General features: G+C 45.4%; 13 protein-coding genes. 7 read left to right on the forward strand and 6 right to left on the reverse strand.

Going from position 1 to position 17,078, the window contains the following annotated elements; translation table 11 throughout:
• Positions 1–29: 29 nt before the first annotated feature.
• Entirely contained in the window at positions 30–851 is an 822-nt protein-coding gene (locus J7I42_RS32455; protein WP_209144213.1) for an alpha/beta hydrolase, read from the reverse strand.
• A gap of 114 nt (positions 852–965) precedes the next feature.
• Here J7I42_RS32455 and J7I42_RS32460 point away from each other — a divergent pair, with 114 nt between their 5' ends.
• From J7I42_RS32460 to J7I42_RS32470, 3 genes are all read left to right on the forward strand, one after another.
• The gene (locus J7I42_RS32460; RefSeq protein WP_209144215.1) at positions 966–1,970 is read left to right on the forward strand and encodes an ATP-grasp domain-containing protein; all 1,005 of its coding nucleotides are present in this window, start codon (positions 966–968) and stop codon (positions 1,968–1,970) included.
• A 112-nt stretch (positions 1,971–2,082) separates the two neighbouring features.
• Positions 2,083–3,195 carry a carboxylate-amine ligase gene (locus J7I42_RS32465; RefSeq protein WP_209144217.1) on the forward strand — a complete coding sequence of 371 codons (1,113 nt, stop codon included), beginning with the start codon at positions 2,083–2,085 and terminating at the stop codon, positions 3,193–3,195.
• A 263-nt stretch (positions 3,196–3,458) separates the two neighbouring features.
• Complete coding sequence (locus tag J7I42_RS32470) at positions 3,459–3,989, forward strand: hypothetical protein (RefSeq protein ID WP_209144219.1); 531 nt, start codon at positions 3,459–3,461, stop codon at positions 3,987–3,989.
• A gap of 154 nt (positions 3,990–4,143) precedes the next feature.
• Here J7I42_RS32470 and eutC read toward each other — a convergent pair whose 3' ends face one another.
• Genes eutC through eat form a run of 3 tightly spaced genes read right to left on the reverse strand, consistent with a single transcriptional unit; the run spans position 4,144 to position 7,958 of the window.
• A complete protein-coding gene (gene eutC, locus J7I42_RS32475; RefSeq protein WP_209144221.1) occupies positions 4,144–5,229 on the reverse strand; it encodes an ethanolamine ammonia-lyase subunit EutC in 1,086 nt (361 codons plus the stop codon).
• 3 nt (positions 5,230–5,232) lie between these two features.
• Positions 5,233–6,615: an ethanolamine ammonia-lyase subunit EutB gene (locus J7I42_RS32480; RefSeq protein WP_209144223.1), complete on the reverse strand. Its 1,383-nt coding sequence runs from the start codon at positions 6,613–6,615 to the stop codon at positions 5,233–5,235.
• A 50-nt stretch (positions 6,616–6,665) separates the two neighbouring features.
• Positions 6,666–7,958 carry an ethanolamine permease gene (gene eat / locus J7I42_RS32485; protein WP_209144226.1) on the reverse strand — a complete coding sequence of 431 codons (1,293 nt, stop codon included), beginning with the start codon at positions 7,956–7,958 and terminating at the stop codon, positions 6,666–6,668.
• A gap of 132 nt (positions 7,959–8,090) precedes the next feature.
• On the opposite strand from eat, the gene J7I42_RS32490 reads away from it, so the two are divergent.
• The 4 genes from J7I42_RS32490 (at position 8,091) to J7I42_RS32505 (ending at position 11,421) form a co-directional block, all read left to right on the forward strand.
• Complete coding sequence (locus tag J7I42_RS32490; RefSeq protein WP_209144228.1) at positions 8,091–8,759, forward strand: SGNH/GDSL hydrolase family protein; 669 nt, start codon at positions 8,091–8,093, stop codon at positions 8,757–8,759.
• Positions 8,760–8,835: 76 nt separating this feature from the next.
• Complete coding sequence (locus J7I42_RS32495) at positions 8,836–9,705, forward strand: type 1 glutamine amidotransferase (RefSeq protein ID WP_209144230.1); 870 nt, start codon at positions 8,836–8,838, stop codon at positions 9,703–9,705.
• 187 nt (positions 9,706–9,892) lie between these two features.
• The gene (locus J7I42_RS32500; protein ID WP_209144232.1) at positions 9,893–11,086 is read left to right on the forward strand and encodes an ATP-grasp domain-containing protein; all 1,194 of its coding nucleotides are present in this window, start codon (positions 9,893–9,895) and stop codon (positions 11,084–11,086) included.
• A gap of 17 nt (positions 11,087–11,103) precedes the next feature.
• The gene (locus J7I42_RS32505; RefSeq protein ID WP_209144234.1) at positions 11,104–11,421 is read left to right on the forward strand and encodes a cupin domain-containing protein; all 318 of its coding nucleotides are present in this window, start codon (positions 11,104–11,106) and stop codon (positions 11,419–11,421) included.
• 95 nt (positions 11,422–11,516) lie between these two features.
• Here J7I42_RS32505 and J7I42_RS32510 read toward each other — a convergent pair whose 3' ends face one another.
• Positions 11,517–12,650: an efflux RND transporter periplasmic adaptor subunit gene (locus tag J7I42_RS32510; protein WP_209144236.1), complete on the reverse strand. Its 1,134-nt coding sequence runs from the start codon at positions 12,648–12,650 to the stop codon at positions 11,517–11,519.
• A 7-nt stretch (positions 12,651–12,657) separates the two neighbouring features.
• On the reverse strand, positions 12,658–17,025 hold the full coding sequence (locus J7I42_RS32515; RefSeq protein WP_209144238.1) for a CusA/CzcA family heavy metal efflux RND transporter: 4,368 nt from the start codon (positions 17,023–17,025) through the stop codon (positions 12,658–12,660).
• Positions 17,026–17,078 lie beyond the last annotated feature (53 nt).

Here is a 17,078-nt window from a genome sequence, read left to right on the forward strand (position 1 = left end):
TATTTATAAAATGAATTGTAAAAATTGATCTAGGCACTTTTTCTCCGCCATCCCCATTTCAAAAACACAGGCACGGCTTTGGCCCAGGAGCGGATATCGTGTTTGCCATCAGGCAATTGCAGATAACGCATGTTTCTCCCTTCCAGCCAGCCTTTGGCCATCAGTTCACGCATTACATCGATGGTATCGTCTATGGAGTCGATCACGTTATTACCATTACGGTCTTCAGTTTCATCCAGTTCTCCGCATTGAAAAAAGAATTTCATCCCCGGTTGGTATTTCCCCTGTTTGATCTGGCGGTGCATTAACCGGTGGTTGGCCTCACTAAAATCCTTGTCCTTCCTGTCTTTCGACCGCCACCATAAAGAACCAGAGAATACGCCCACTTTGGAAAATATTTCAGGATGGTTCCATACAAGGTCCAGCGCACTTAAGCCACCCAACGAAAAACCGGCAAATGCAGTTTCATTAAAAGTGAGGTGAGCATAACGCGTATGAATATAGGGCAATAATTCTTCTATTATAAATTGGCGATACAGACCGGCTTTGGCACCCCGGCCTTTAAAATCGGGACTGCTGATCATTCCATATTCCAGCATTCTTTCATCACCCGCATGGATACCAACACACAACAATGGCGTAATGGCTTCTGTTTGAAGAAGGTATGCTACCATTTTATCAAAGCCCATGGCTTCAATATCCTGACCGTCATTGAAAAGTAATAAACCTATCGGTTGATTGGCGGAATGGTTGGAGGGGCCGTAAAAATTGATCGTGATGGTACGTTGGAGCGCTTCAGATGGCAATTCAATCGTTTCTACCATGATACCCGTACTAACTTCTGTTTGCATAGCCGGCCAAAATTAGGTAAATCTGCTTTAGCAGTAACGTTAAATGTAAAGGAATTGTAAATTTGGTAACAAGGTTTTGTGCAATAGCATCTGTATCATTTAAATGCGCTTGATATGAAAAAAATAGGAATTCTTTTTGGCCAGGAAAGGACCTTTCCCATGGCATTTATAGAATGTGTAAACGGCCGGAATACACCTGATATTATTGCCGAACCTGTTCACATAGACAAAGTAATACAAGGCGCTGCTGCTGAATATGATGTGATCGTCGACCGCATTTCACATGATGTGCCCTTCTATCGCTCCTACCTCAAAAACGCAGCCATTTGCGGCACCGCCGTCATAAACAATCCTTTCTGGGGAAGTGCCGATGAAAAATTCTTTAATAACTGCCTGGCTACCAGAATAGGAGTTCCTGTCCCAAAGACAGTTATCCTGCCTTCCTTCGAATTACCGCCCGATACCAGCCCAGAATCGTTTGCCAACCTGGTTTACCCATTGAACTGGGAAAAGATCTTTGAATACGTTGGCTTTCCCGCTTATATGAAACCTTTTTCCGGCGGCGGCTGGAAGCATGTATACAAACTGCACAACAAAGAAGAGTTCTTCCATAACCACCGCGAAACCGGCCAGTTGGTCATGTTATTGCAGGAAGAAATTGTGTTTGAGGAATATTATCGGTGTTATTGCATCGGTGGTAAATATGTGCACATAATGCCATACGAGCCGCGTAATCCCCATCATCTTCGGTACAACAGTACATTCAAGCCAACGCCCGATCGGTTGCACCAGATGGAAGAACTGGTGATACGCATCAATCAATACCTGGGCTATGATTTCAATACGGTAGAGCTGGCCATACGCGATGGCGTTCCCTATGCCATTGATTTTTGCAACCCGGTGCCCGATGCTGACCGGCCAAGTGTAGGCGATGATAATTTTGAATGGGTAGTTGATACAGCAGCTACCTATGCCATTGAAAGAGCGCTTTCTCATGAGCCCGGAAAAGATAACCTTACCTGGGGTGAATATACCAGACGGAGCATTAACCGGGAATACATTGGCGAAATGATGAATGAAAAATTAGAAACAGAGAGCTTAGCAATGTTGACCAGTTAATAAGTTGATGGGGTGAGAAGGGCTGAAGGATATGAATAAATAAATTGAAACCAATTTTAACAAGGTACCTTTGCGAATTCAAAATTAAGAACTTAGAACTAAGAACGAATCAATGGCAAATATCAACTTATCGCATTTTACGCTTGGCATTGAAGAAGAATATATGGTGCTTGACCCGGTTAGCCGAGAGTTGAAAAGTCACCAGCAACGGATCGTGACCGAAGGACAGAAAGTGATCAGGGATAAAGTAAAAGCCGAAATGCACCAGGCTGTAGTAGAAGTAGGCACAGATGTTTGCCGCAATGTTGATGAAGCTTTTAAAGATGTAAGTAACCTGCGCCGTACTATTTCCCATATTGCCGGCGATCTGGGCTTTTCGATAGGGGCATCAGGCACCCATCCCTTCAGTCATTGGGAAAGCCAGTTGATCACCGATCATGCCCGCTATAAAGAAATACTGGACATACTTCAGGATGCCGCCCGAAGCAACCTTATTTTTGGGTTACATGTGCACGTAGGCATGGAAAGCCGGGAAATGGCCAACCACATTGCCAACTCAACTCGCTATTTTCTACCCCATATTTACGCACTCAGCACCAATTCGCCATTTTGGGAAGGAAGGAACACCGGGTACAAATCATACCGTACAAAGGTATTTGACAAGTTCCCCCGCACCGGCATACCCGAAACATTCGATACCATTGAGGACTATGACAACTTTGTAAAGCTGCTGGTGAAAACCAACTGCATTGACAATGCTAAAAAGATCTGGTGGGACCTCAGGGTGCATCCTTTTTTCAATACGGTTGAATTCAGAATTTGCGATGTACCATTAACTGTACAGGAAACAATAGCCATCGCCGCATTATTCCAGGGCATTTGCGCCAAAATATACAAGCTGCGTTTACAAAACCTGAACTTCATTCAATACTCACGCGCCCTCATCAACGAAAACAAATGGCGGGCCAGCCGCTATGGCATCGACGGTTTACTGATCGACTTTGGAAAGGAAGAAGAGGTCAATACCCGGGTGCTGATATACGAGCTGCTCGATTTTGTAGATGATGTGGTAGATGAACTGGGCAGCCGCCATGCCATTAATTATATTACCAAACTGATGGAAGAAGGCACCGGCGCCGACCGCCAGCTTAAGGTTTTTCAACAAACTAACAGTCTGGTGAACGTGGTGGATTACATCCACAGCCAGTTCCTGGCAGGAATATAAACAGGTCACAAGTTTCAGGTTACAAGGCCCGACATGCTGTATGCTTTTATTCTTTCGCATTCTTCAGGTATTTGGCCCTGTAACATGAAACCTGTACCAGATTTTTTTGTAATCGGTAAACAACTCATTGCATCCATTTTTTTCATAACATGTAGTATCGCTACAATATTTATACACAATTAGGCGTTAAAAGCGCCAATTCCGTCCCCACATTCATAGGAAATTCCCGAAAAAAAATATCTTTGGTCAAAATCTGTTCCGGTATGAAAAGATTCCTGGTTAGCGTGCCTGTCATGCTATTGGCTGTATTTATTGCGTCATGTGGTAAAGAAAAGAGTGTTGAGGAAGACGTATCCCAATACTATTTGAAATGCAAAATAGGCAGTGTAGACAAAACATTTAATTTCGCTCCTGGGGCTATGAAAGTAGCGGATCCTTCAGGCGCAGCCAGCTATTCTTTTTATGGAAAAGCTAATAATGATCCAGCTGATAATGAAAATCTGGGCTTCTCCATTATATCAACAATCCCATTAACACCGGGCACTTACAAAGAGACTGATCCCACTACCGATTATATTTTGGGATGTCTTTATAACCCAAACACCATAGAGCCGGATAAAATGCTCGCCAGCCGGTACGATGATGCCAATCCATTCCAGGTTACTTTTACCGAGATCACCACAACAACAATAAGTGGTACTTTTTCGGGCAAACTATATTTGATGAACAGCACTGACCCCAATGCTGATTCTGCAGTTATTTCGAATGGTCAGTTTAAATTGAAGCTGCAATAAACGAGGTCAACGGTCAGTGGTGAGTGGGTTCCCGATTTTTCAGATAGCTACATTATCGCGAATTCACTCACCACTCCCCTTTCACAACTCACACTTTCAACCCGCCTTCGCGCAAGCCTTCCCCCTTCTATCTTCTCTCTTCAACTTTCTACATTCAACCTTCAATTACACCACCAGCATTGTCTTTCAATGCTACGCCCGACAATTGCAGCCGCAATGATTCATTGATCAGAAAGAAGATCTTTTCCGCAGCAGTTTGATAATTCAATCCTTCTGGCCTGATGTTGGAGATACAGTTGCGCGACTCATCGGTCAACCCCGGTGCAGGGTGCCAGGTAAGATATACCCCTAAACTATCGGGTGAACTCAAACCCGGTCGCTCCCCAATAAGCACAGCAACCAGTTTTGCTTTTAACAAGTAACCGCATTCATCCCCAATGGCCACCCGTCCTCCCTGTACCATACAGACAGGCGCTACAGATAACCGGGCGCTTTCAAAAAGCGGCAATAACAATTTCAATACAGGAATAGCATGGTTATTAATAGCAGTGGCAGATAGACCATCGGCCAGCACCAGACAAATATCGTAGCCTGTACTGTTGAAGTCATTCAATTGAGCCGCAGCATTTGCATGCAGCCGCCGGCCACGGTCGGGGTATTGCAGGTATTCGCCGCGGCTGGCTGCCTGAGTATTCAAAGTAAAAACAGCCTGCTGCAATATTTGCAGTTCATGCAATAACATCGGCTGGTCCAATACGGCATACACCGCATCCCGTGCATTGGCATGCGCCATCCTGAACGCTAACAGCGATTGCAATGGTTCAGCCGTTCCGGTCCTGCCCAAGGCTATACGAGCGGCTGTATATTCCTTTAATGAAGCCCATTCATCCTGTTGTACTATCGTTTTTTGAATATCCATTCGGTTCAGTTCAAAGTTCAGCGTTCTTTGTTGCGTGCAGAGGTGTATTGCCGTCTGCCGTTTGCCGTTTGCCGTTTGCCGTTTGCTGTCTGCCGTTTGCCGTCTGCCGTTTGCCGTCTGCCGTTTGCCGTCTGCCGTTTGCCGTCTGCCGTTTGCCGTTTGCCGTCTGCCGTTTGCTGTCTGCCGTCTGCCGTCTGCCGTCTGCCGTTTGCCGTTTGCCGTTTGCCGTTTGCCGTTTGCCGTCTGCCGTTTGCTGTCTGCCGTCTGCCGTTTGCCGTTTGCCGTCTGCCGTTTGCTGTCTGCCGTCTGCCGTTCTCCCATTGCCTATTGCCTATCTACCAGCGTTAACAACCCATGCCGATCGCTCACCGGCAATAATATTCCCTCCTCATTCATGATCCCTTGTCTTAACAACCATTGCTCAAACTCGGGAGCAGGGCGTAACCCTAATACCTTACGCACATACAAAGCATCATGAAAGGAAGTAGATTGATAATTCAACATAATATCGTCGGCACCGGGTATGCCCATAATATAATTACAGCCGGCTACTCCCAATAAAGTAAGCAGGTTGTCCATATCGTCCTGATCGGCCTCGGCATGATTGGTATAACAAACATCCACCCCCATGGGCAGTCCAAGCAGTTTGCCACAAAAATGATCTTCCAGTGCCGCCCTGATGATCTGTTTGCCATCGAATAAATATTCAGGCCCTATAAAACCCACCACTGTATTCACCAACAAGGGAGAGAATTTGCGGGCCACCGCATAGGCCCTTGCCTCACAGGTTTGCTGATCAACTCCTTCATGCGCATTGGCAGATAAAGAACTCCCCTGCCCTGTTTCAAAATACATCACCTGGTTCCCCAGCGTACCGCGCTGCAACGACAAAGCCGCCTCATACGCTTCCTGTAATAAAGACAGGTTCACCCCAAAACTTTTATTGGTCTTTTCGGTCCCGCCAATAGACTGGAACACCAGGTCGATCGGCGCTTTTTGCTGAACCAGTTGTAAGGAAGTGGTAACATGACACAACACACAACTTTGGGTGGGAATATTAAATCGTTGAATAATGGCATCCAGCATGTGCAACAGCGTTAGTACATGACCGGGAGAATCGGTAGCCGGGTTTATGCCGATCACCGCATCACCACTGCCATATAACAACCCATCAACAATACTGGCGGCAATTCCTTTGGGATCATCTGTAGGATGATTGGGTTGCAATCGAACCGATAACCGGCCTTTTAATCCCAACGTATTGCGAAAAGTAGTAACCACTTCACACTTTCTGGCCACGCTAATGAGGTCCTGGTTGCGCATCAATTTTGAAACAGCGGCTACCATTTCAGGCGTTAGTCCCGGCGCCAATTGTTGTAAGGTAACGGTATCAGCTGCATCACTCAGCAACCAGTCGCGGAACTGGCCGGTGGTAAAATGAGCCACCGGAGCAAAAGCGGCCGCATTATGAGCATCCATGATCAACCGGGTAACTTCATCCTGCTCATAAGGGATAACGGCTTCCTGTAGAAAATTTTTCAATGGCACATCGGCCAGCGCCAGTTGCGCCGCCACCCGTTCTTTATAATCCACAGCAGCCACACCCGCCAGCGCATCACCCGATCTGAATGGACTTGCTTTCGCCAAAAGCGTAGCGATGGTCTCAAACTGGTAAGTATGGTGCTGTATGGTGTATCGATAAGCCATAAAGAAGTTAGTGAGTTTGTTAGTTTGGGAGTTATTTAGTTAATAAGGAACTAAGGACCTGATCTCCTAAAAACCGCAAACAGTATCATTAGTAAAGCCAATGCACCAAAAAAGATCAACGACAGAAACAGATTGTACCAAACAATTGCGATCAAACAAACTACGGCCAGTATTAACGCAATCAGGGGGAACCAGGGATACAAAGGTACCTTGAATGGGCGTTCCAGGCCCGGTTGTTTACGACGCAATACAAACAAACTGATCATACTGATGATATACATCACCACTGCCCCCAATGCACTCAGGGTAATTACATCGCCGGTATTGAAAATACATAGGGCAAGAATACCCACAATTCCGCCTGCGATCATTGCCACATGCGGTGTTCTATGCCGCGAATTAACCCTTGCCAGCACGGCCGGTAAATATCCATCGCGGGCCACCGCATATACCTGCCGGCTATAACTGATTATAACCCCGTGAAACGAGGACACCAGCCCAAACAGCCCTATCCCCGCAAAGACCTTGGTCCAGCTGTTTTGCTTTCCCAATACGGCACTAATGGCTTCTGGTAACGGGTAATCAATATGGGCCAGGTTATGCCAATTGGTAACCCCACCAGTAAAGAACATGACCCCAAAAGCCAGCAGCACCAGGGTCACAATACCATAAATATAGCCGCGGGGAATGGTACGTTGCGGGTCTCTCACTTCTTCAGCCACCATAGCAACCCCTTCAATGGCCAGGTAAAACCAGATGGCAAATGGCAGTGCGGCAAAAACACCACCCCAGCCAAAAGGCATGGAATCGCGGTTAAAATTCTCCCATTTGAAACCAGGCGCCACAACCCCCATGAACAACAATAATTCAGCAACCGCCAGCAGGGTAACCACCAACGAGAACACCACCGATTCCTTAATACCTAAAAAATTAATAATAGTAAACACTATATAACAGCCAATAGCTATTCCCAGGACCGGGAGGGCCGGTGCCAGAAAATGTACATAACTGCCGAGGGCAAAAGCCACCGCCGGTGGCGCCAGTAAAAATTCTACCAGCGTGGCATAAGCCGCTATCAATCCACCCATTGGCCCTAGTGCTTTATAAGCATAAGCAAAGGGGCCGCCAGCCTGTGGTATGGCAGCCGTTAATTCGGTAAAACTGAAAATAAATGTTACGTAAAAGATCGTGACCAGGATGGTGGCAATCAAAAAACCGCCTGTTCCGGCAACAGCCCAACCCAGGTTCCAGCCAAAATATTCACCGGATATAACCAAACCAACCGCCAGTGCCCAAAGGTGCACTGGTCTCAATACCTTTTTTAATGAAGGGTTGCCATGCATGCAATTAGTTTTAATAGATAGCAGAAAGTGTTTGAGGCAGCAACCGGGGATACTGTTAAAAATACAAACTTTTGCAATTAAATTCGCTGCCTGGGTTTTAGTACATATTTTCTTCTTCAAAATCGATTAACCATGAGATTGCTTCAGTATGTGTCTTTATTCATCGCAATTACATTAGTAAGTTTTACCAGTATGCAGCAAAAACAAAAGGTCGTTTTCTTTGGTGATTCCATTACAGCAGCCGGCGTATCGCCTACAGGTTATATAACAGTGCTGGGCAGCCTGATGGCACAAAAGGGCCTAAAGGACCAGTACGAATTAGCTGGCGCCGGTATTGGCGGTAATAAAGTGTATGACCTTTATTTACGTATGGAAGACGATGTGCTGGCTAAAAACCCCACTACTGTAGTGATCTGGATAGGCGTTAATGATGTATGGCATAAGAAAGGCGGTACTGGTACCGATGCGCCCAAATTCGAACAGTTCTATAATGCCATTATCAGGAAGTTGCAGGCAAAAGATATAAAAGTGATCCTTTGTACACCTGCCACCATTGGCGAAAAAACTGATTTCTCCAATGAACAGGATGGCGACCTGAACAAGTACGCGAATATCGTTCGCGCTGTTGCCGTCAAAAATAACTGCCCCCTGGTTGACCTACGCAAAACCTTCCTGGCCTATAACCTGGCCAATAATCCGGAAAACAAAGAGAAAGGCATTCTTACTGCGGATGGCGTTCACCTGAACGACAAAGGCAATGCGCTGGTGGCCGATGAAATGCTAAAGGTGCTGGTGAAATAACCATTCCCCCATTAATTTGTTAATGTATAAGCTGCAACATGACAATCACAAAATGCGTTATGTTTGCAGCTTTACTATGACTAGACCAAACACCATACGGTTGGCCCTTCTTGATCTGTATGAAGGCCAGGTAAATGAGGGTATGCGGTGCATTAGGGACATCCTGCATCAGTATGGTAAAGCGCATGGCATAAACCTGGTGGTCGAGGAATTTGATGTTCGGCTTAAATGCGAGTTGCCTGATTTACATCATGATATATACATTTCTTCTGGCGGCCCCGGTTCGCCGCTGGCTACCGATGCCGAGTGGGAACCCCAGTATTTTAACTGGATCCGCGAGGTGGAACAACACAACCACCTGACCCAGGGACCTAAAAAACATGTGTACTTTGTCTGTCACTCCTTTCAGTTGGCCGTCCGGTATTTTAAGGCAGCCAATGTAACCAAACGTAAATCCACCGCTTTTGGCGTTTTTCCAATTCATATGCTCCCTGGTGGCAAAGAAGACCCAGTTTTTACTAATCTACAGGACCCTTTTTATGCGGTTGACAGCCGTAATTACCAGGTGGTGGAACCCGATCATGACCAACTACGGCGTATAGGTGCTACTATCCTTGCCATTGAAAAAGAACGGCCGCATGTGCCCCTGGAACGCGCTATTATGGGACTGCGTTTTAATGATTACATGGTTGGCACCCAGTTTCACCCCGAGGCCGATGCGCCCGGTATGAGCCGATACCTGCAAAGGGAAGACAAAAAACAAATGGTCATTAAAAATCATGGGTTCGAAAAATGGCAATCCATGATTGAGCAGCTTAATGATCCTGATAAGATCCTGTATACCTACTCGCATATTCTTCCCAATTTTCTCGATCTGGCAATTGAAGCAATAACTGCAGGAAAGGCAGTAGGCAATAGGCAAAGGGAAGACGGCAATCGGCAGTAGGAATACAGTTACAAGCCTCAGGCTGTAAGCTGCAAGCAATACAACTCATTGCGCAATTCTGAACCCAAAACTCTAAACCAGCAAACCGGAACTTTGAACCTGGAATTCTGAACCTAACCCAATAACTTACGAACCTAATAACTTAAAACCCAGAACTTCGTAACTTCAACGGCAAAACAGTTGTGTTATGGTTCCCGGAATACGGAAAGCGTTTAATGAGTCATTCACCGAGCAACAGTACGAAGCCTTTTTAAAAGACCTAAACAGTAAATATCCCGGCGCCATTGAATTCAGGCTTTCAGAAACACCGGTATTCGTAGATAAAGAATTTACCGCCAAAATGATAGATGCCTGCGAACACATCATCGATGTGATCACAGATCCGGCATTCAAAAAAATGACCGATGCGGCCATTCCTCCCCACGAACATGTACCTAATGAAAGCGACCGCTGCGACATGCTTTGCTTTGATTTTGGCATTTGCTGGAATGAGGATAAACAGCCTGAACCCCGGTTAATAGAAATGCAGGGCTTCCCCACCCTGTTTGGCTTCCAGGTGTATTACCCCGATCTGTTTAGAAACTACTTTCCCATACCTGAGAATTACAGCCAGTATCTGAACGGACACACCCATGAAAGTTATTTGAAGCTATTGAAAGAAGTGATCGTGGATGATGTGCCGGTTGAAAATACCATTCTGCTGGAAATTAAACCCCACGAACAAAAAACACGCATTGACTTTTATTTAACCCAGGAATATACCGGTATTCAACCCGTTTGCATCACAGAACTGATACAGGAAGGAAAAGACCTGTATTATATGCGTGACGGAAAAAAAACAGCCGTTAAACGCATCTACAACCGCGTTATATTTGATGAACTGCTGGCAAAGAAAGAAGCATTAGGAAAGTATTGCGACATTACGCAAAACCTGAATGTACAATGGGTACCGCATCCCAACTGGTTTTACCGCATCAGCAAGTACACCCTGCCCTTTCTTCACCACCCCTACGTGCCCACTACCTACTTTTTGAACGAAATAAAACAATTACCACCCGACCTGGAGAATTATGTATTAAAACCATTGTTCTCTTTTGCCGGCCAGGGCGTATTGATAGACGTAACCCGTGAGGACATTGAAAAAATAAATGACCCGCACAACTGGATCTTACAACGGAAAGTTGAATACGCCGCTATTATTGAAACACCCGACGAGCCAGCGAAAGCCGAGATCAGGATCATGTATGTTTGGAAAAAAGACTGGGACCGTCCTCAACCGGTTATCAACCTGGCCCGTTTAAGCAAAGGCAAAATGATTGGAGTAAATTATAACAAGAACAAACAGTGGGTAGGCGGCAGCACCTGCTTTATGGAACGTTAATTATAAAAAAGATCTGTATGCAACACCTCGATGACGTTAAAGGAAAAGAAATAGTTCCTGGTTTATACGGACGGTTTGTGCATGGCGATACCATGACCCTTTCATTTGTAGACATTCAACCAGGCGCCCAACTACCGGAACACAGCCATCCACACGAACAAATAACTTTTATCCTGGAAGGTGAACTGGAAATGGTGATCGGTGGTGAAAAAATGTTATTGACGCCCGGCATGGTGCATGTTATTCCCGGTAATGTACCCCACAGTGCCATTGCCCGTACTTTCGTTAAAGTACTGGATGCATTCTCCCCTGTAAGAGAAGATTACAGAGTATAAGTTATATATTTTAAGGAACCGACCTGTAAGGTTCATCATCGAGTCTTGAACAATCAAGCAGATCAATCGAACCTTACAGGTCAATTCCTGGTAACCTACTCTTCTTCCGGCGCATTCTTCATCTTTCCCAACACGGCATAGGCATTCTTCGTAACAATCTGCATGCCTGACAACTCAGTGGTCTTTGAACTGATGGCTACCCGTTCCTTTTCACGAATCCCTGTTTCCACATTCAACAGTTGAAAATTGCTTTTACCTGTTGCCTGTACAATGTATTGCTGATTGCCATAACGCACCACCGCATCTTCGGGCACCGTAAGCGCGGGAACGTTCTCTAAATGAATAGTAGCATTCAGGAACATGCCGGGTAACAGATTGCCGGGTCTTGTTTTAAAATGACAATGAATTATACCACTGCGATTTACATCTACGTTCCGCGTAACCAGGATCACTTCACAATCGTATTCCTTACCCGGTTCATCCACAAATGAAACTTTCACCACCTGGCCTATTTTTATTTTAGGCATATCTTTTTCAAAAACCGTCAGGGCTGCGTGGATGTCATCCGGATTGATCAGTTCAAACAATACATCGGTGGCATTTACAAACTTGCCAATATTTACATTCACCTTCGATACAAATCCATTGATAGGTGAATACATGGGAACACTTCGGGAGATATTGTTCTCATTCAATGAACCGGGGTTTATACTGATCAGCCGCAGCTTTTCGGCAAATCCCTTTACCAATACTTTTTGTGCTGAAAAATCGGACTGCACCTGTTGAAAGGTTTTGGCCGCGCTTACCTGTTGTTCACTCAATTCTTTTTGACGATCATATTCCTGTTGCAAAAATTGTAAACGGGCCTGGGCCATCAGGTAATCCTGTTGTAACTGGACCAACCCCTGGTCTTCAATAACACCTATTACCTGTCCTTTATTTACATGCATACCCGGTAACAAGGTGGTATTTTTAAGATAACCGCCCAGGGGAAAACTAATCGATACAATATTCTGTGGCGGTACATCAACCAGTCCATTCACTTTTAATACGTCGTTCAGGTTTTGCGATTGCACCGTGCCTACTTCAATACCCGCATTTTTCATTTGGGCATCGGTCATGGTCACCATATTGGCATCCACTTCTTTTTTTGCTTCCTCCGGTTTATCAGCAGATGAGCAGGAAACGCAGAAGAATAAAACAGTTATATATAAAAATGGGTTCTTCATGTAATGATCATTTTCCGGTTAAGTATTCCAGTTCAATAATTGTGTTGTTCAGGGCATGTACAGCTTGCAGATAACCCAGTTCTATATTAACAGCATTATTCATTTGCAGGGTCCACTCCACATAACTCACATCACCTTTTTCAAAACCCAGGCGGGCGTTCCGGGTTATCAGGGCCGCCTGTTGTAACCCGGTTGCTTCATAATACTGTACCTGAACAGCATATTTTTTATACGATTCATTTAATTGCTGCCATTGATTGGTGAGGTACTGGCTGGTAACATCTACTTCCAGGCGGGTTGTTTCTTCCTGTAACTTACCGGCCTTAACACGCGCCTTCACGGCTTTATTAAAGATGGGCAGGCCTACACTCAACTGATAAATATTAAAGCGGTCGCTGCCACTATAATATTTCTGCGTAATGCCATCTTTTGTTTGGTAACCAATTATAGACTGATTACTATACCCCACCATAAACTCAGGATTCAACCTTGCCCTTTCAATATTGGTTTGCGCGGCATTAACTTTTGCCTGTTGCTGCTGCAATTGTACTGCCGGATGACTGATCACCGCCATGGTATCAATTACCTGTTCATGTTCCTTTTTCAATGAGTGGTACGCTGGCAACAGATAATCCTTTGTATTCAACAACCATTGCAATTGTTGTTGTTCCATCCGCAGATCGGCTTTTACCTGCTCCTGTTGCAGTTTCAATTGCTGGATCTGTGTTTCGGCATTGCTTTTTTCCAGCATAGTGCTTTCACCGGTTTTTAACCGCAAGTTGGCAGCATCCAGAAACCGGCTGTAAATGGAATCGAGCCGAAGCAATAGCTTCTGCCGCTCCAACAGATCAACCATATTATAGAATACCGCCTTCACAGCTTTCTGCAACTCCTGTTGTTTTAATGCTAGCCGGCTATTGGCCACCTGTTCCTCTGCGCCATACAATTCTCGTTGCCGCCGATAAACCACAGGAAGTTCAAATGATTGGTTAATGTAAAACCGGGTATCGTTATTTACACTATTAATGCCACCATATTCACCTCCTATCTGTGTGCGAGGCAATTCAGCGGTAGCCGTTTGTAATTGTTTCCAGTAACCAATGCCCGACCTGCTGGCTTTTAAGGACAGGTTGTTGGTATTGGCCTGTTGCAACAGCTGGTCCAGCGATTGTGATCGTTCAACACCAGTTTGGGTAAACGCAGACTGGCATACAAATAACCCGATGAGCATTATAGCTACCTGTGGTACTGCCTTTACGCTCTTCCATTTCTCCACCCACAAATACAACACGGGTAACACTATCAACGTAAGAAAGGTAGCAGTGATCAGTCCACCAATAACAACAGTTGCCAGTGGTCGCTGTACTTCAGCGCCGGGTCCCTGACTCAGGGCCATGGGTAAAAAACCCAGCGAGGCTACAGAGGCAGTCATTAAGACCGGACGCAATCTTATACGCGTTCCTTCCATAATAATTTGTTTTATATCGTGTATGCCATGATGCTTTAATCGAATGAATTCAGCGATCAGTACAATGCCGTTTAACACGGCCACGCCAAACAGGGCTATAAAACCAATACCGGCAGAAATACTGAAGGGCATCCCCCGCATCCATAACAACAGAATGCCACCAATAGCAGATAATGGAATGGCCGTGAAAATAAGCAGCCCATACTTGATCTTTCCAAAGGCAAAGTATAACATTACCAGTATCAGCAATAAGGCAATTGGCACTGCGAAGGCTAAGCGCTGTCTCGCCTCGGTCAGGTTCTGGAACTGACCTCCATATACAATGTAGTACCCGCTTGACAGCTGTATTTGTTGTTTTATCTTTTTATCCAATTCTTCTACCACACTTTCAACATCCCGTCCTCGTACATTGAATCCGGTAATGATCCTTCTTTTGGCATCTTCGCGTTGTATTTGATTAGGGCCATCTTTGATCGCTACTGTTGCAACCTGGCTAAGTGGTACCTGCGCGCCGGTTGGTGTAGGGATCAGCAAGTTTTGAACATCAGTTACATCCTGCCGTTGCAGGTTCTCCAATCGCACTACCAGATCGAACCGCCGTTCGCCTTCATAAACCAGTCCGGCGCTTTGCCCGGCAAAAGCAGTATTCAGCACGCGGTTTATATCCTCGATATTCAATCCATAATGCGCTATAGCCGTTCTGTTATACGTGACCAGAATTTGTGGAATACCGGTAACGGTCTCTACATAGAGATCGGTTGCCCCTTTTACTCCGTTTATTATGGACGATACTTTATCCGCATAGTGGGCCAGGGTATCGAGGTCTTCGCCAAAGATCTTGCAAACCACATCCTGACGAGCCCCACTGATCAACTCATTGAACCGCATTTGCACGGGGTATTGAAACCCGAACGTAGCGCCTGGAATTTCCTGTAACGCCAGCTGCATGTTGTTAGTCAGCTCATCATAGGTGCGGGCGCTTGTCCATTCCTTTTTATCTTTCAAGATTACCATCAGGTCACTGGCGTCCAACGGCATGGGGTCGGTAGGTATTTCACTACTGCCATTCTTGCCTACCACTTTTTGAACTTCGGGAAACCGGCTTTTCAAAATATGTGCAGCCTGCGTTAAGGTATTTACCGAAGCATTTATATTGCTTCCTGTAAGTAACCTGGTTTCAACGGCAAAATCCCCCTCTGCAAGCTTGGGAATAAATTCTCCACCCAGGCGGGAAAATATAAGCAGGCTGATCACAAAGGCCCCTATACTTCCGGCTATAATTAATTTGGGAAACCGAAGCATTCGTTCCAGCACAAATTGATATGCTTTTTCAAACTGCTCCATCATGCGATCACTGAACGTCTTTTTGTGCGATAACTTTTTGCTGATGAACAGGGAAGTTACCATAGGCACATAAGTGAATGATAACAGGAAGGCCCCTAATAAAGCAAAGGTTACTGTTTGCGCCATGGGCCGGAACATTTTCCCTTCAATGCCTTGTAATGAATATATAGGCAGATATACAACAAGTATAATGATCTGACCAAAAATGGCTGCGTTCATCATTTTTGATGCACTGTGGTGAACTTCCTCATCCATACTGCTTTGGTTAAGCCGGTTTATCCCCGAGAAATGTTTTGAATGACTTAACCGGTGCATTACCGCTTCTACAATGATCACCGCTCCGTCTACGATCAACCCAAAGTCAATGGCCCCCAAACTCATGAGATTTCCGCTTACGCCAAATATATTCATCAATATAATGGCGAATAACATTGATAACGGTATAACAGACGCCACTACCAATCCTGCCCGCAGGTTACCCAGGAATACTACCAGCACAAACACCACGATCAACGCGCCTTCAATAAGGTTCTTCTGAACCGTGCCGATTGCATGGTTCACCATTTTTGTACGGTCCAGAAAAGGTTCTATCACCACTCCTTCCGGCAGGGTTTGTTGTATCTGTTTTACTCTTTCCTTCACCCGTTTTATCACAGCCGATGAGTTCTCGCCTTTCAGCATCATCACTATGGCGCCCGCCACTTCACCTTTATCATTATACGTCATAGCCCCATACCTGGTGGCACTACCCAAATTAATGACAGCCACATCCCGTATTAGCACTGGTATGCCACCCTCCATTGTTTTTACTACTATATTACCAATGTCCTGTTCGTTTGAGATCAACCCTTCACTGCGAATAAATAAGACTGTGGGGCCTTTTTCAATATAGGCGCCGCCCGTATTCTGGTTATTCTTTTCCAAAGCGGTGAATATATCATTGATAGTAAGGTTGTGCGATTTCAGACGGGAGGTATTCACGGCTATTTCATATTGTTTTAACCGGCCGCCAAAACTCGATACCTCGGCCACTCCGGGAGTGCCCAGCAATTGCCGGCGAATGATCCAATCCTGGATGGTACGCAACTCCATGGCATCATACTTTTGCTCATATCCTTTTTTGGCTCTTACCACATATTGATAGATCTCCCCGAGACCGGTTGTTACAGGCGCCAGTTCAGGCTTGCCCAGTTGTACAGGGATCAGGCTTTGCACTTGTTGCAGCCGCTCGGCAATTTGTTGCCTGGCCCAGTATAAATCCACCTCTTCATGAAAAACAATAGTTACTACCGACAACCCAAAACGGGAAAAACTCCTGATCTGTTTGAGACCGGGGATCGTGCTGTTTGCTTGTTCAATGGGAAAGGTGATCAATCGCTCTACATCGGGCGCGCCCAATGATGGCGAAGTGGTGATCACCTGAACCTGGTTATCGGTAATATCAGGAACAGCATCAATTGGTAACCGGGTTACCGCATAACCGCCCCAGATCAAAAGGGTCAAAACAAATAAACCGATTACCAGCTTATTCTTTATTGAAAAACGAATGATTGCCTGGATCATTAAATACTTTTTATCGTGAAACTTTAAATCGTGAGATACCGATAAGTCGGGAC

Origin of the sequence: Niastella soli (genome assembly GCF_017742245.1) — a bacterium.
Taxonomy (GTDB): domain Bacteria; phylum Bacteroidota; class Bacteroidia; order Chitinophagales; family Chitinophagaceae; genus Niastella; species Niastella soli.

Excerpts from the sequence above, each read along its gene's own strand:
- J7I42_RS32455 (WP_209144213.1), bottom strand. The coding sequence starts at position 851 with ATGCAAACAGAAGTTAGTACGGGTATCATGGTAGAAACGATTGAATTG.
- J7I42_RS32515 (WP_209144238.1), bottom strand. The coding sequence starts at position 17,025 with ATGATCCAGGCAATCATTCGTTTTTCAATAAAGAATAAGCTGGTAATC.
- J7I42_RS32470 (WP_209144219.1), top strand. The coding sequence starts at position 3,459 with ATGAAAAGATTCCTGGTTAGCGTGCCTGTCATGCTATTGGCTGTATTT.
- J7I42_RS32495 (WP_209144230.1), top strand. The coding sequence starts at position 8,836 with ATGACTAGACCAAACACCATACGGTTGGCCCTTCTTGATCTGTATGAA.
- J7I42_RS32500 (WP_209144232.1), top strand. The coding sequence starts at position 9,893 with ATGGTTCCCGGAATACGGAAAGCGTTTAATGAGTCATTCACCGAGCAA.
- J7I42_RS32480 (WP_209144223.1), bottom strand. The coding sequence starts at position 6,615 with ATGGCTTATCGATACACCATACAGCACCATACTTACCAGTTTGAGACC.
- J7I42_RS32460 (WP_209144215.1), top strand. The coding sequence starts at position 966 with ATGAAAAAAATAGGAATTCTTTTTGGCCAGGAAAGGACCTTTCCCATG.
- J7I42_RS32510 (WP_209144236.1), bottom strand. The coding sequence starts at position 12,650 with ATGAAGAACCCATTTTTATATATAACTGTTTTATTCTTCTGCGTTTCC.
- eutC (WP_209144221.1), bottom strand. The coding sequence starts at position 5,229 with ATGGGAGAACGGCAGACGGCAGACAGCAAACGGCAGACGGCAAACGGC.
- J7I42_RS32465 (WP_209144217.1), top strand. The coding sequence starts at position 2,083 with ATGGCAAATATCAACTTATCGCATTTTACGCTTGGCATTGAAGAAGAA.
- eat (WP_209144226.1), bottom strand. The coding sequence starts at position 7,958 with ATGCATGGCAACCCTTCATTAAAAAAGGTATTGAGACCAGTGCACCTT.
- J7I42_RS32505 (WP_209144234.1), top strand. The coding sequence starts at position 11,104 with ATGCAACACCTCGATGACGTTAAAGGAAAAGAAATAGTTCCTGGTTTA.
- J7I42_RS32490 (WP_209144228.1), top strand. The coding sequence starts at position 8,091 with ATGAGATTGCTTCAGTATGTGTCTTTATTCATCGCAATTACATTAGTA.